At 47.0% G+C, this 15,342-nt stretch carries 14 protein-coding genes; 11 read left to right on the top strand and 3 right to left on the bottom strand.

The genetic code is table 11. The features are described 5' to 3' along the window. Positions 1-11 precede the first annotated feature (11 nt). Both MHB63_04965 and MHB63_04960 read left to right on the top strand, forming a co-directional pair. Positions 12-650, top strand: a complete 639-nt coding sequence (locus MHB63_04965; protein ID MEK3805945.1) for a response regulator transcription factor — start codon at positions 12-14, stop codon at positions 648-650. A 16-nt stretch (positions 651-666) separates the two neighbouring features. Next, entirely contained in the window at positions 667-1,194 is a 528-nt protein-coding gene (locus MHB63_04960; protein MEK3805944.1) for an NADPH-dependent FMN reductase, read from the top strand. Between the two features lie 650 nt (positions 1,195-1,844). On the opposite strand, the gene MHB63_04955 is transcribed toward MHB63_04960, so the two are convergent. Then, positions 1,845-2,096, bottom strand: a complete 252-nt coding sequence (locus tag MHB63_04955; protein MEK3805943.1) for a YhdB family protein — start codon at positions 2,094-2,096, stop codon at positions 1,845-1,847. A gap of 205 nt (positions 2,097-2,301) precedes the next feature. After that, the gene (locus tag MHB63_04950; GenBank protein MEK3805942.1) at positions 2,302-2,955 is read right to left on the bottom strand and encodes a M23 family metallopeptidase; all 654 of its coding nucleotides are present in this window, start codon (positions 2,953-2,955) and stop codon (positions 2,302-2,304) included. 204 nt (positions 2,956-3,159) lie between these two features. Here MHB63_04950 and MHB63_04945 point away from each other — a divergent pair, with 204 nt between their 5' ends. From MHB63_04945 to MHB63_04905, 9 genes are all read left to right on the top strand, one after another. Continuing rightward, positions 3,160-4,512 (top strand): acyclic terpene utilization AtuA family protein, encoded by a 1,353-nt coding sequence (locus MHB63_04945; protein MEK3805941.1) that lies wholly within the window; start codon positions 3,160-3,162, stop codon positions 4,510-4,512. After that, positions 4,509-4,820, top strand: a complete 312-nt coding sequence (locus tag MHB63_04940) for a DUF4387 domain-containing protein (GenBank protein ID MEK3805940.1) — start codon at positions 4,509-4,511, stop codon at positions 4,818-4,820. Before MHB63_04945 ends, MHB63_04940 begins: the two co-directional genes overlap by 4 nt. A gap of 11 nt (positions 4,821-4,831) precedes the next feature. Continuing rightward, entirely contained in the window at positions 4,832-5,728 is an 897-nt protein-coding gene (gene rbsK / locus MHB63_04935; protein MEK3805939.1) for a ribokinase, read from the top strand. Further along, on the top strand, positions 5,721-6,620 hold the full coding sequence (locus MHB63_04930) for an ABC transporter permease subunit (GenBank protein MEK3805938.1): 900 nt from the start codon (positions 5,721-5,723) through the stop codon (positions 6,618-6,620). Before rbsK ends, MHB63_04930 begins: the two co-directional genes overlap by 8 nt. Positions 6,621-6,622: 2 nt before the next feature. After that, positions 6,623-7,501, top strand: a complete 879-nt coding sequence (locus MHB63_04925; GenBank protein ID MEK3805937.1) for a carbohydrate ABC transporter permease — start codon at positions 6,623-6,625, stop codon at positions 7,499-7,501. Between the two features lie 25 nt (positions 7,502-7,526). Next, positions 7,527-8,984 (top strand): extracellular solute-binding protein, encoded by a 1,458-nt coding sequence (locus MHB63_04920; protein ID MEK3805936.1) that lies wholly within the window; start codon positions 7,527-7,529, stop codon positions 8,982-8,984. A gap of 386 nt (positions 8,985-9,370) precedes the next feature. After that, positions 9,371-11,476 carry an ADP-ribosylglycohydrolase family protein gene (locus MHB63_04915; GenBank protein MEK3805935.1) on the top strand — a complete coding sequence of 702 codons (2,106 nt, stop codon included), beginning with the start codon at positions 9,371-9,373 and terminating at the stop codon, positions 11,474-11,476. A gap of 15 nt (positions 11,477-11,491) precedes the next feature. After that, positions 11,492-12,628, top strand: coding sequence for an ADP-ribosylglycohydrolase family protein (locus tag MHB63_04910; protein MEK3805934.1), 1,137 nt, complete (start codon positions 11,492-11,494; stop codon positions 12,626-12,628). A 119-nt stretch (positions 12,629-12,747) separates the two neighbouring features. Beyond that, a complete protein-coding gene (locus MHB63_04905; protein MEK3805933.1) occupies positions 12,748-13,206 on the top strand; it encodes an arsenate reductase in 459 nt (152 codons plus the stop codon). Between the two features lie 191 nt (positions 13,207-13,397). On the opposite strand, the gene MHB63_04900 is transcribed toward MHB63_04905, so the two are convergent. After that, positions 13,398-15,281, bottom strand: coding sequence for an alpha/beta hydrolase-fold protein (locus MHB63_04900; protein MEK3805932.1), 1,884 nt, complete (start codon positions 15,279-15,281; stop codon positions 13,398-13,400). Positions 15,282-15,342 lie beyond the last annotated feature (61 nt).

Genomic DNA, 15,342 nt, shown 5'->3' with positions numbered 1-15,342 from the left:
GGATACGGGCAATGGGAATACGCCTGCTGATAGCAGATGATCACAAAGTCGTCCGCAGAGGATTGCATTTTTTTCTTAAAACACAAAAAGACATTGATATTGTGGGAGAAGCCGAAAACGGGCAGGCAGCGGTAGAGCTTGTCCGTTCCTTAAATCCGGATGTCATTTTAATGGATCTCTCCATGCCGGTTATGGACGGCGTGGAGGCAACGAAGGAAATCCGCACGTTCAACCAGGAGATCAAAGTTATTATCTTAACGAGCTATGCCGATCAGGACCATGTCATTCCCGCCATTCAGGCCGGTGCATCAGGCTATCAGCTGAAGGATGTCGAACCTGATGAACTGGTCCATACGATCAGGGAAGTGCTTAACGGGGAAAGCAAGCTTCATCCAAAAGTCACATCCCACGTCATGTCCCACTTGATGCAAACGATTCAAAAAGAGCAAAAGCCATTGACACCGCTTACCAATCGGGAAAATGATGTATTAAAGGAAATTGCAAAAGGCAAAAGCAACAAAGAAATAGCATCAGCTCTCTACATTACAGAAAAAACAGTCAAAACACATGTATCCAATATACTTTCTAAGCTTGAGCTTGCAGACCGGACGCAGGCTGCGCTCTATGCAGTGAAAAACGGATTGGACTAAAGAAAGGAAGATGAAAATGAAATTGCTTGTTATTAACGGAAGTCCGAGAAAAAAAGGAAGAACACGGCTTGCTGCTGCTGCAGTCGCAGAAAAATCAGGAGCAGAGCTGATTGATTTAAGCGTGCTGAATCTCCCGCTTTTTAACGGAGAAGAAGAGCAGGAAACCATTGAAGCAGTACAGGAACTAAAAGCGAAAGTTAAGGCAGCTGACGGAATCGTACTTTTATCTCCTGAATACCACAGCGGGATGAGCGGCGCTTTAAAAAACGCGCTTGATTTTCTTGGCAGCGGACAATTTGCCCGCAAACCAGTCGGACTCATTGCTGTTGCAGGGGGCGGAAAGGGCGGCATCAACGCATTGAACAACATGAGAACTGTCATGAGGGGCGTGTATGCAAACGCCATTCCAAAGCAGCTTGTCCTTGATCCGATTTGCTTTGACTACGAAAACAGAAAGCTGCTTGAAGACTCTGACGTCCTTGTCAATCAGCTGATTGAAGAATTAAAAATGTATGTAGAATTTTATGTACAGAAACAAAAATAATCAGGAGAGGGATGTGATCCCGCTCCTGTTTTTGTTTGACTTCTGAGCTTGAATCATGCGTTGGACGGTTAGGCGCCTGATTCGGATTGTTAGACAGGTTGTTTCGCTTGTTAGATGTGCTGTTTGGATTGTTAGGCACGGAATTTGGATTGTTAGCCGACTTAAACGGTCGGCTCCGCTTTTCTGCATTGTCCAGCTTCATCGCCCAACTCCTCGGCCAGAACGGCTCCGCCGTAAAAAGCAAACCCGGCTTTTTTCGTCGGATCCTTTTCTGTCCTTCGGAGCTAACCGGGCGATTCCGCTTTTCTCACTGTCCAGCTCCGCCTCCCAGCCCTTCCGTCAGAACAAAATCCCCCAAAAAGTCAAACCCGGACTTTTCCGGTGATTTCTTTTCTGCCTGTCAGGGCTAAACGGTCGGCTCCGCCTCCCAGCCCTTCCGTCAGAACAAAATCCCCCAAAAAGTCAAACCCGGACTTTTCCGGTGATTTCTTTTCTGCCTGTCAGGGCTAAACGGTCGGCTCCGCTTTTCACGTTGTCTAGCTCCAGCGCTCAGCTCCTCTGTCAGAACGGAACCATCGGCAAAGGCAAAAAGCGCCTTTACCGCTGTTTCCTTATCTGACTCCCGGAGCTAAACGAGCGCTTCCGCTTTTCTATGTCAAATAAGCATATTCCGCCTCTTCGTGCTCGTGGCCGGTTTCGACGGCGTGGTCTATATAGCGCAGGAGCGAGTAGAGTTTCTTTTCGACTTCTGCGTAGTTGTTTTCAAAGTTGTAGGCGTGCAGGAACTGCTCGATTCGTTTTGAGAGCAGGTCATCTTTTGTGCGCACCATCAGGATCAGCAGGTTGTCCCACTGCGAGCGGTGCGTGTAGTATAAGGCTTTGTCGTAGTCGACTGTCTCCACATTCATTCCTCCTTTGAAGGAGATATGAATAGTGTATGTGGTTAGGGGGTCTTTTTTCTGTGTAAAAGTTGGAGGAGGCGAAGGCAGTGGGTGGGAGTGTTTTCCCGGGATAAAGAGCGGGTGAGTGAAATGATTCTGTTCAGGAAAAGATAAGTGTATAAGAACTTGCAGCCGGAATGGCCGCAAGTTCCAATTAAAGCCACAGTCAGTTGATAAATGGCAGGTCATCTTCAGATGATGACTGGTAGCCGTCACCGACAATCCAAATACTTTGGTTATCAGGGTCAGACACTTTTGTGTACAGGACACTTCGCGGTGACAGGACAGTTCCGGCGGTGCCCGCTTTTATGATATTTGAACTGGAGCCAAGGGTTGGAGAGTACTGATAGTAAACCGTGTCTGTGTCGATTTCAAAATGCAGGTGGGCCCCGGTAGAATACTTTCCGGTGTTTCCGTAGTTGCCCAATCTGGAATCTTTCGTTACACGTGCTCCTTTAGAGACAGCGATTGAATCCAGGTGGTTATACCTGAAAACTAAATCTCTGGTCTTGCCTGTTGAATGAATATAAGCATCGGGATATTTCACGATAACAGTATTGCCGAGTATGTTGTCATAGCCTGTCGCAAGAACTGTTCCGCTGCCGCTTGCCCATACAGCCCGGCTGCCTGATGAAGAAGTCAGGTCCCATCCATAGTGTTTGAATCCAAATCGCTGTTCATACTTCGCATTTAAATATCCTGCAGTGATATAGGCGTTGTTAACAGGCTGAATTAATTTTTGAGCCGCCGAGGCAAAAGAAGGGACCGAGAGCACGAGCAAGAAGACGAGGGCTGCGACACTGAATACAATTTTTTTCATTTTTTTCCTCCTTTGTATGATGGTACCTAATATAAAGAATATTCCGCCTGAAGTACACTGGAATTTTACAATTTGTAAAAAAAGGGAGTATTTTCCTGAGTCATAAGGGCTGTGCATTCCTTCCGCCAAAAGCAGGTATCACTCATACAATGAAGAAGTCTACATATATTGAAAGTACCTAATAGATGGACAAGGGGGGATGAAATGGAAAGGGAGATACGAATTCTGTCGCCATGCGGCATGCTCGGGTACGGTTTTCCGCATGAGAGTTTTTTGAATGGACTGAATTTAAAACCGCACGTGATTGCAGTGGATGCAGGTTCAACAGATGCCGGTCCGCATAAGCTTGGCGCGGGAGTTGGCATTGTTTCAAGGCGTGCTGCGAAAAGAGATATGCAGCTGCTGATTGCTGCAGCGGTTGATCATAAGATTCCGCTGATCATCGGTTCTGCAGGCGGTGCAGGTGCAAAACCCCACGTTGAGTGGACGCTTGAGATTGTTCATGAAATTATAAACGAGATAGCCGCTGAGCAGAAAATCGCCGTCATTTGGGCTGATATTCAGCACCAATCTGTCTTCGAAGCCTTTGAAGCTAATCGTATAAAAAAAATGAGTCCGAATGTTCCCGATCTAACAGAGAAAACGCTCAGTGAAACGAGTGCTATTGTTGCTCAAATGGGCCATGAACCTATAGTCCGGGCACTTGAGCAGGGATGTGACATTATTGTTTGCGGAAGGGCGTTTGATCCATCCGTCTACGCAGCAGCAGGCATCTTTTTTGGAAAGGATCCCGGCCTTTCGTATCACCTTGGAAAAATTCTTGAATGCGGAGCCCTTTGTGCAGAACCAGGAACCACGAAAGACTGCATTTTAGGCACGATAAAAGAACACTCTTTTACGGTACAGGCATTGAATCCGTCCAGGATGTGCACAGCAGCAAGTGTGGCAGCCCATACCTTTTATGAAAAAGACCACCCATACCTCCTGCACGGTCCCGGTTTTATGCTGGATTTATCCGGGTGCACATTCCATGATGGGGGAAGCGGCATTGTAGAAGTATCAGGAAGCAGGTACATCCCTTCAAATGAATACTGGATTAAGCTGGAAGGCGCACGCAAGACGGCATACAGAACCTTTGTGATTGCCGGTGTCCGCGATCCGCTGCTGATTGAAAAAATCGATGAAGTAGAAGAGGCTGTAAAACAGGATGTCTTAAGCCACTACAAGGAAATACTTGCTGACTCCTATCAGATCCAGTTTTACAACTACGGCAAAAATGCTGTACTGGGTGAAAATGAACGGGCTGTTTTTTCAGGACATGAGCTTGGCATTCTATTTGAAGTGACCGCTGTTACCCAGGAGATGGCGAGCAGCATTTGCGCGTCACTTCGCTCTACATTTTTGCATTTTGGCTATGAGGGCAGGAAGTCAACGGCAGGAAACTTGGCTTTTCCTTTTGCCCCGAGTGATATTGATTTTGGACCTGTTTATGAGTTTTCCGTCTATCATCTTATGAAACTTGAAAAAGAGCTGCCTTTTCGGCTGGAGGTTTTATGACATCACTTGGAGAGTATGCAAAAATCCTCAGAAGCAAAAACTCAGGGCCGTTTGAGATTACACTGGATGTTTTATTCAGCGACAGAGTGACCTACGATCATGTGAAGAAGACCGGGAAAATTAATAAAGAAACAATCTGCGGACTTTACCTCCTGAAAAAGGAGCAGCTGAAGAGCATTGTTTTTTTTGATCAGGCACTTGGGTTTAAAGTGACGTTTTACAGAAACACTTCATCGGGGGCGGTTTGTGACCGCGATGTATACGGTGCCCAGCAGCATGCGCCGCTTATGAACCTAGAAATAGATTAGGAGATTGAAAGATGAAGAAAATTGCTGTTATCGGAAGTTTGAATATGGATTTAGTCGCCGTTACGGAAGTGTCGCCAAAGATGGGAGAAACCGTATTCGGCAAAGACTTCAGCATGTTTCCCGGAGGCAAGGGAGCGAACCAGGCAACGGCTGCCGGAAGACTTGGAGCGGACGTCTTGATGTTCGGGACAGTTGGAGACGACGATCACGGGAGGTCCCTGCTTGCAGAGCTTGATATAAATCATGTTGATGCCAGCCATGTGGCTAAGCGGAATGATTCTCCTACAGGCTGTGCCCTGATTGAGAGCTGCCTGGGCCAAAACAGAATTATTGTGATTCCCGGTGCAAACAGCAAAACAGACAGGAGCTATCTTGAGGAGAAAATGGAGGTCATCCTTGAAGCGGATGTGATCCTTCTTTCAATGGAAATTCCGCTGGAGTCGATAGAGTATGCGGCTGAAATACTCAGCGGATATGGAAAGACGGTCATTCTGAATCCCGCTCCGGCTGTTCCCATTCCGAAATCACTGATTGATAACACATCCTGCATTCTGCCAAACGAGCACGAAGCCGCCATTCTTTTCAACATGCCGGAGAAAGAAGCATTAAGGAAATATCCCAATAAGCTGCTTATTACAAAAGGAGAGCAGGGAGTCGTCTATCATGACGGCGAAAAGCCGGTTCATATTCCTGCCGTAAAAGTAAATCCGGTTGATTCCACAGGTGCAGGAGATACATTTGCCGGCGCGTTCGCAGCGGCTTCAGCGAAAGGACTGGTGTTAAAAGAAGCTGTACAGTTTGCCGCAGCTGCAGCAGGCTTGAGTGTGGAAAAACACGGGGCACAAAGCGGCATGCCGACGGAAAAAGAACTGGAGGCATTCAGAAGCAGGGGCAGAAGCAATGAGTAGGGAAAAGCTTGCCTTTATTAAGCGGGACTGGGTTTTATACGTAATGTTTTTTCCTGCGCTTATATATTTCGGTATTTTCCATATTGTGCCGCTGATCGGGATGAAGCTCGCCTTTCAGGATTACCGGATTATCGGTGACAATGTGTGGGTCGGCTTGAAGCATTTTTATGTGTTATTTGATTCGCCCGCGTTTTTCACTGTGCTGAAAAATACCATCATCATCAGCACGATGAAAATCATTTTTGTTTTTCCGATTCCCATTATTCTGTCGCTGCTTATTAATGAAATCAGGCACGCCTCTTACCGGAAGTATGTTCAGTCTGTTGTCTATCTTCCTCACTTTCTTTCATGGGTTGTCATTGCAGGCATCTGGATCAGCCTGCTGAATCCGGTGGACGGAGGAGTGAATATCATTCGGAATATTTTCCAGCTGCCTTCGCTTGATTATATGACAAGCAAAGATCAGATCCGCTGGGTCCTTGTATTTTCCGAAATGTGGAGAAGCGCGGGATGGGATTCCATTATTTATCTGGCTGCAATTATGAAAATCAGCCCTTCTCTTTATGAAGCGGCAAAGATGGACGGGGCCTCCGGACTGCAGCAGATGAGGTATATTACGCTCCCTGAAATGAAAAGCACGGTCATTACCGTATTCATCTTAAACCTCGGATTCTTTATGAATGCAGGCTTTGATCAGGTATTTAACTTTATGAATGACTCAGTCATCAGTGTTGTAGATATTTTGGATACATATGTATACCGGATCGGAATTCTGAACGGTCAGTATGCATATGCGACGGCCGCCAGCCTTTTCAAAGGAGCAATTGGCGTTGTGCTGATCTTTGGAACACATTTTCTCGCCAAACGCCTGACCGGAAAGGGAGTGTGGTGAGAATGAAAACGAAGAAATGGCCGGTCGTGATTTTGTATACAGGCTTGTTTCTTGTGACGCTGACGATGATTGTGCCGATCCTGAACCTTTTGGCCCTCTCGCTGACAGCACCGGAAAACGCCCATAAAATGACTGGACTTTCGCTGCTTCCGAAAGGCTTTTCTCTCGTAAACTATGAGATTCTCCTTTCAAACCCGCTGATTGTGAAGAGCTTGTTTAACTCTCTTTTTATTACGGCTGCCGGAACGCTGCTGAACCTTCTTTTGACAGCGCTTTCAGCTTATGTTCTGACAAGGAAGAGGCTGGTTGGAAGAAGACTGTTTATGGTGCTGCTGATCGTCATCATGGTGTTTGAGCCCGGTCTTATTCCTGAGTACCTTGTGGTGAAAGACCTGGGGCTGCTGGATTCTTACCTTTCGCTGATTCTTTATAAGGCGATAAATGTTTACTATTTGTTTATTATGATGAGATTTTTCGAGGATGTGCCTGAAAGTATTCTTGAGGCCGCCAGAATGGACGGGGCCGGGCATATCAATATTTTCTTCAGAATTATGCTGCCGCTGTCTAAGCCGGCACTGGCGACACTTGGTCTTTTTTACGCCGTTTTTCACTGGAATGAGTTTTTCCGGGCTTCGATTTATTTGACGGACCCGGGGAAGTGGCCGCTGCAGCTCGTTCTCAGGCAGTTTGTTGTGGAACGGGACAATGCTTCACTCGTCGGCGTACAGACCCTGCTTGAATACAAAAGTGTCGCAAGCCTTGATTTTGCGTCGCTTCAGGCAGGCACCATCATCCTTGCCATTGTGCCGCTTTTGATCATGTATCCCTTCATCCTCAAATTTTATGCAAAAGGTGCGCTTGAGGGCGGAGTGAAAGATTAATTAAAAATTGAAAAGGGGAATGAAGATGAGAAAATGGCTGCTAATACTCCTTGCAACTTTGCTTATCACGGCTGCAGGGTGCTCTGAGAAAACGGAAACCTCTGAGAAAAATGAAGACGGTTCAACGACAATCCGGATTGTCATGAAGGATGAAAACCCGTCAAATCCCGCTTCTGTTAAGTATTTTGAGGCGCTGGAAAAAGGATTGAAAGAAGATGAGAAGCTCGATGTGAAATTTGAGCTTGTTGAGATGCCGCAGGGCAACTACGCTGAAAAATTAAACCTGCTCCTTATGAGCGGGGACATACCGGATATGATTTATTTTCAGGGCGGAGACCAGCAGATAGCTGATCAGGATCTGCTTGAAGATCTGACGCCGCATATTGAAAAATCGAAGTACATTAAGGATAAACTCGAACCATGGAATGAGAAACGTCTTGAAAACTACCCGTATTTGCTCTGGATCAAGCCGCTGTCCCAAAAAACGCCGGTGATCAGGGGGGACTGGTTTGACAAAATGGCTTCATCCAAAGCACTGATGGCGGATCCGACGATCGACAATTATTATGCGTTTTTCAAAGAACTGAAAACGAGTCCTCCTGGAGGAGAAGGAAAGCCTTCATACGCATTTACCGCGGCGGGTGATATTGAAGAGCTGAATGCCATTTTCAATATGTCCTTCGGCCTCACTTCCTCCTGGCTGAAAAAAGATGGAAGCTTTGTGTATCACAAAGTATCAGCTGAGGAAAAAGAGAAGCTTGCTTTTTATCAGAAACTCTACAAAGAAGGTCTATTGGACCCTGAATATTTAACAAAAGAATGGGATACGAAAGAAAAGGCATTTTATGATGGTGAAGCAGGGGTTATTACTGGTACGGCAGGTAAAGTCATCGATATATACAACGGGAAAATGATGCAGACGAACGGAAACGAAGCGGCAGTGAAAGTTCTTCCGCCTGCTAAAGGGAAAGGCCAGGGCTTTGGGGCTGCAGATGTGACAAAAGAAGCCCGGGGCGTTGCGATTTCTTCCCAATCAGAGAAAAAAGAACTGGCTTTTAAAATTCTTGATTATCTTGCAGGCCCGAAAGGTCAAATGATTGATCGCCTCGGCTTTGAAGGGGAGCATTACAGCACAGATGGCGGAGAAATTGAACTGACGGACACCTATTACGAGCAGTGGTTTGCAAGGTTCTGGGAGCCGTCAGAATTCACGCCTGACATGCCGCTGAAAAAGCCGCTCCTAAGCAAAGAAGCCGAAGCTTCACTGAAGCTTGTCAACGATTTCTATCAGGAGGATAACCTGTTCATTTTACCGGAAGAGTACATTGCAAACTGGGATGCAATGGAAAACCTCTATAAAGAATACTCCACAGACATCATTACAGGCAAACGCCCACTAGAAGACTTCGATGCGTTTGTTAAAGAGTGGGAGGCTGCTGGAGGGAAAGAGATTACGGAATATGCGAATAAAGAATTGAAATAGGTCTCTTTTATATTCGCTGCTAATTTAGTATAGATCCGGATAACTCCAGTGTACTGAAGCGGAAGGCACTTGACTCCTGCGGGATGAAGAGGGCACTGAAGATCCCGCAAGCGCAGCGAGGAAGCTTCAGGCACTCCCCGCGGAAAGCAAGTGGCTGGAGCGAAAGGGAACGGGTATGAATGTAAAAACAGTGTTAATTATGTGATTAAAGGGAGATTCTTCGCAGAGTCTCTTTTTTTAGGCCTTTATTTAGAAGCAAGTTCAAAAAGCTCCTGCACATTCCTTCTCTATCAAACTTTTTCCTGCAAAAAAGTAAGAATGATTGCCTTCCCCCATACGTATGGTAGAAAGAACAGCTTGTACAGAAAAAGGGGAGAGGGGAATGCATGTTGATTCCTGAAGATTATCTGGAGCGGGTGTATGCAGGCTTTCTCGGCATGAATGCCGGGATCAGGCTCGGGGCGCCGGTTGAGCCGCTTGAGTGGACATATGAACGGATACATGATGTGTACGGTGAGATAAACGGCTATTTAAAAGACTATAACGTCTTTTCGGCGGACGATGATGCGAACGGGCCGGCTTTTTTCATAAGGGCTCTTTACGATGACGCGAAGGACCGGGAACTGACGGCTGAAGACGTGGGTCGTGCATGGCTGAATTATACGCGCCACGGCATCGGAATGTTCTGGTGGGGCGGTGAAGGAATCAGCACGGAGCATACGGCGTATCTGAATCTTGAAAAAGGCATTCAGCCTCCGTATTCCGGTTCAGCAGAAAAAAACGGCCTTACGCTTGCCGAACAGATCGGCGGGCAGATTTTTGTGGATACGTGGGGACTGCTTTTCCCCGGAAATCCGGAAAAAGCGGCCGATTATGCAGCAAAAGCCGCGAGTGTATCACATGATAAAAACGGCATTTACGGGGCTAGGTTCATCGCGGCCTGCATTGCGGCGGCCTTCGATGCTTCGGACATTCAGGAAGTGATCGCAAGGGCCTTAAAAACCATTCCTCAGGACAGCACGTACGCTAAAATCGCAGGTGAAGTGCTGGATTTTCACTGGGAGCATCCGGGTGATTTCCGGGCATGCAGAGATTTTCTTGAGGTGAACTGGGGCTATGACAAATACCCTGGGGTATGCCATATTATCCCCAATGCGGGAGTGTGCATCCTTGCCATGCTCTACGGTAAGGGTTCCTTTGCAAGAACCATTGAAATCGCCACCATGTGCGGGTGGGATACAGACTGCAATGCCGGTAAAATCGGAACCATTGCAGGCGTGCTCTATGGAACCCGCAGCATACCTGATCATTACCGAAAACCAATCAACGACTTTATCGTCCTGTCCAGTGTCTCGGGCTATTTGAACATGATGGACATCCCTACTTTCGCAAAAGAGCTTGCGCTTCTTGGCTACAGAATGGCTGGAGAAGAACCACCAGACTCGCTTGTCAAAAGCTATAAAAAAGAAAATCTCTATTTCGACTTTGTCCTTCCGGGATCGACACACGGTTTTCAAACGGATTTTCCGTTTAAGCTTTTTCTCAGGCACTGTCCTAACAAGGGCTTTAAGACAAACGGTTCACTTGAGATCTTCATTGACCGGATGATTGAAGGAGAGGCAGGGAAAGTATTTTACAAGCCGTTCCACCGCAGAAAAGAGTTTAACGACGAAAAATACAAACCGGCTTTTTCTCCTAAAATATGCAGCGGCCAGACCATCAGCATGAAGGTGTTTTCAGATAAATGGCAGGGGGAAGACATCGTTTTGACACCATATGTCAGAAATACGTTCACGGAAGAGAATCTAAAGCTGCAGCCTGTCAAACTCGTCAATGGGGTCTGGAATGAGATTTCCTTTATCGTTCCGGATACACACGGTGCGGTCATTGATGAAGCCGGCTTTATGATAGAAAGCCCTTCACATCTGTTGGAACGGGCATTCGGAAAACTCTATCTTGATGAATTTGAAGTCAGCGGAAAAGCACATTACAAGATTGATTTCAGCAAACAGGCAACGGAGTTTCAGTCCGTTACGCCTTTTGCCCATCATAAAGGAAAAGCACTACTTGAGAACGGCAAAATGAAATGCACGTCTGATGAAGAATGTTCGTCGTTTACGGGGAATTATCATGCACGGGATTATACGGTTTCAGCAGACGTGGAACCGGTCAGCGGCGGCTGTCACATGATGATTGCCAGGGCGGAAGGCGTATACCGCCACTACAGGGCGGGGTTTGACGGCCAAAACAAGGTGTCCCTGCATCTTGTTGATTTTGGAGTGAAGAAATTGGTGGAAGTTCCTTTTGACTGGAGCCATACCGAAACATACAGATTTGAAGTGACATGCAAAGGCAGTCAGATTTGCTTTTCCATAAATGATGAAAAGCTCTTTTCTGCAGAAGACAGCCGCTTTGCATCCGGCATGTTCGGTTTTTCAGTACTTGGAAAGGGTGAGGCGCTGCTTTCAAATGTTGCGTGTAAAGAGCTGTAGAGGGAGGGAAAGGGTATGAAGGAAAAGCTGCTAGATAAAATCGAAGGCGTCATTTACGGCGGGGCTGTCGGCGATGCGATGGGATCGCCTACTGAAGGGCTGGTTCCGGCGGTCATCAGAGAGAAGTTCGGAGTTGTGACAACCTTCCGGGAACCTGCAAGCAATGCCTGGAGGGAGCCCGGCAACATGCGGCCACTTGAAAAGGGCAATGGCCACATCACGGATGATACGCTGATGGTAGAGGCACTTCTCAGGGTATATGAAAAAAAGCAGCGGCATCTCAATGCCTATGATATCGCTGAATCTCTAGTAGAAGAAATTGCAGAGCACAAGGTCTACATTCCTGAGCTGAAAAAAGAGGCACCTGTCATTACCCGTCTTTATTACCCGGAGCAGTATTTATTCCTGAGACACAGGCTTGCAAACGTGGATCCTCGTGAAGCGGGTCAAGGCAACATGGTAAACTGCGGGGCGGCGATGTATATGAGTCCGGTCGGCATCATGAATGCGGGTGATCCGGAGCGTGCCTACCGGGAAGCGATTGACCTTGCAGGGGCCCATCAGACAAGCTACGGCAGGGAAGCTGCGGGAGTCATGGCAGCGGCCGTTGCAGAAGCAATGAGCATGGATGCAAGCGTGCAGAGCATTCTCGCTGCTGCAAGAGACCTTGCTAAAGATGGAACAAAGCTTGCAATAGAAGCTGTTCTTGACGCGGCAGCAGGACACCTTGATGTTTTATCGGCGCGAGACGATATTCGGGCAGCGATAGAACACTTTGATACAGTAAAATCCTTTTCAGACCGGAAAAAGCAGGGGAAAGGAAATGCGAACATTCCAAGCCGGATACATGCCATAGAAGAGCTGCCTGTTGCTCTTGCTCTTTTTTCCATTGCAGGAGGCGACACAATGAAAACTATCATTGGCGGTGTGAATTACGGGCATGACGCTGATTCCATCGCAAGCATGGGAGGTGCCATTGCAGGGGCGCTTTGCGGAGGAACATCAATACCGGAAGCCCTAAAGCATGAACTTGATGCAGCAAATAAGCGTTCCTTCAAACAGCTTGCCCTTACGGCACTTGAGACTCTGACTCCCATTTTGGAAAGCGACCTGGCGAGCCACCAAAAGCGTTTCTCCCGAATCGGCAGGTAGGACGGCAGCGGTATTTTCCAAAATTCCTGCAGATTAACAGTAAATGGTTGTAAATAAGCGTGTAATTCTTGTTAAGAGCGGGTAAAGAATAATACAAACTTATAGAAAGAGGTACAGCGATGAGACAACCTACCATTTACTTTCTGTCCTATTTCAACTCATGCAGGAGCTTAATAGCAGAAGCCTGGGCAAAGAAATTGTTCTCCGGTAAATGGCAAATTAAAAGTGCCGGCCTTGCCAAAACTCAAGTCGACCCTGTCTGTGTGAAAGCAATGAAAGAAGTGAACGTATCCATGGAAGACTCTGACTCTGAGAAAATTGACCTTGGCCTGTTAAATAAAGCGGATATTGTTGTCCAAATGTTTGATTATAAGCAGGAAAAAACGCCTCCGGTGGACGGAGCAAAGGAAAATGTGCTTTCATGGAACCTTCCAAATCTTTCGCTTTACGCTTTTGAAAATGAAGAGGAGGAATTTGCCCACTACCAGGAGCTTTGCGACGATATCGCAATGAGGGTAAAAAAGCTTTATGAATCAATGGAAGGCAAACAGGCCGACCATACGGTTTCTGCTGTGTAAAAGTAAAAAAAGCTTGGCGGATGCCAAGCGTACATAACCCATTTTTCCGCTGCCTCTTTCATGGATATCTCCATTTTAAAAGACTTTGTCTCTCACAATCTCCACTCTTTTCTCTGGCTTGTTCCATTATTCTATATACTGAAAAAAGAACTGCGCCTGATGGTCGCAGTTCTTTTGACGTTGAACGAAATTCAGCGTCCAGACAAACCGTTCTCAAACATATACATCAGTCCCTGCTCAAAGCCTGCTGCCCAAACGGACATGCCGTGCCCTCCGTTTACGATTCTAAGTTCTGCCGGGCTTCCGGGTACAGGGCTCCACTTTTCATAAGGTCTGTTAAAAACATTGGATCTGTGAATCCGTTCATAGGACGTGACGGCCTGGACTTCCATGTTGTATCTCCAGGCGTCCGGGGGAAGGTCTTCTTTTTCGCTTAAATGGTTCCAGTCATCATCTCCCGCGATGATAAAAAGGGGTACTTCGTGCGGCTGGTTTCCGTAAGTTTCGAGCGCCCGCGGATAATTCAGCTGCTCCCATCGTTCCCGGTTAAATGGCTCTCCGAATGAACCGCGCTCAACTGCTCCTGATGTGCTTGGCGCTTCATCTGACTGAATGGCCGGACTCAGCAGGGCAGCAGCTCCAAACAGATTGGGGTACACAAGTGAATAGCGCAGGGCTCCATATCCGCCCATGGAATAGCCGACAAGCCCGCGTCCGCTCCGGTCAGCAATGGTCCGAAACTTTGCGTCCATTTCCGGCAGCAGGTCCTGAGTAACGGCTGTTTCTACAGCTCCGTATTTTTCCGAGTTCACCCAGTAGCTGTTTCCCGTTACCGGCGCTGCGGCAATAACAGGTTCGATTTTTTTCTCTTCAATCATTTTGTCTAAAATTGGCCAGAAAGAATCCCAGCTTTTTTCATTTCCATATGACCCGTGAAGGAGATAGAGAACGGGATAGCGTTTAGTCGGATCCTTTCCGTATTCTTCCGGGGTGTACACAACATAGGACAGATCTTTTGATAAGCTGTCAGAGTGAAACGTGCGGGTCTGAACGGCTCCTTTTTTTGTGCTTACATAATCATCCGGACGGTAGACAGGCGAGAATTCAGCGCCTTCCGGCTTGCCGAACATGTACTTAAGACCTTCTTCAAATCCTTTAAGCCACACATCCAGCCCATGCCCGCCGTTTCCAATTCTGAGCTCGGCGGGGCTTGATGGAACATCCTCCCACTTTGGAAAATCAAGGCCGAACAGGTTTTTTCTGTGAAGCTCCTGATAAAGCTGCACAGCCTGAACCTCCACATTGTACTTATAAGCATCAGGAGGAAGGTCCTCTTTTTCGCTCAGATGATTCCAGTCGTCATCTCCTGAAACGATGTACATCGGGACTCTGTAGGGCTGGCCGGCATAATGCTCAATTGCTGCAGGATAATTCAGTTCGTGCCATTTGGAAAGGTCAAAAGGCTCTCCAAAGCTTCCTCGTGTAACAGCTCCTGATGTTGCAGGCGGGTCGCTGTTTTGAATGGCGGGGCTCAGAAGTGTGGCTCCGGAAAATAAATCAGGATACATGAGTGAGTACCGGAGAGCACCGTATCCGCCCATGGAATAGCCTGAGAGAAACCTTCCGCTGCGGCTGCCTGCTGTATTGTATTTTTTATCGATATGGGGAATGAGATCTTCTATAACAGCGCTCTCATAATTTCCGTACTTTTTTGAATTTACCCAGTAAGAATTGCCCGAAGAAGGCACGACGGCGATGACAGGTTCAATTTCTTTTTTCGCAATCATCCGGTCCAAAGTTCCAAAGAAATCATCCCAGCTGTGTTCATTTCCTCCGCTGCCGTGCAGGAGGTACACAACAGGATAGCCGGCTTTCCGTTTTTTATCGTATCCTTCGGGCAAATAAAGTTTGTAGGTGAGTTTGTGGTGATGCGGGCGGTCATCCTTTTTGAGTGCTTTTGAGGAAATGGTTTCAACAACGGTCTTACTTCCGCTGACGGATGCTTCGGGTGCAGACGGAAAGGCAATCATAATGACAGCAAACAGAATAAGCAGCAAAATTTGTTTGGTTTTCAAAAGCATTCCTCCTCTGAAATCATGCAGATAATACCAGTATATTTGCTTATCAATTATTATG

The sequence above is a fragment of the Bacillus sp. FSL H8-0547 genome, from assembly GCA_038002745.1.
Taxonomy (GTDB): Bacteria; Bacillota; Bacilli; order Bacillales; family Bacillaceae; genus Bacillus_P.
This window is presented reverse-complemented; position numbering and strand designations above follow the sequence as displayed.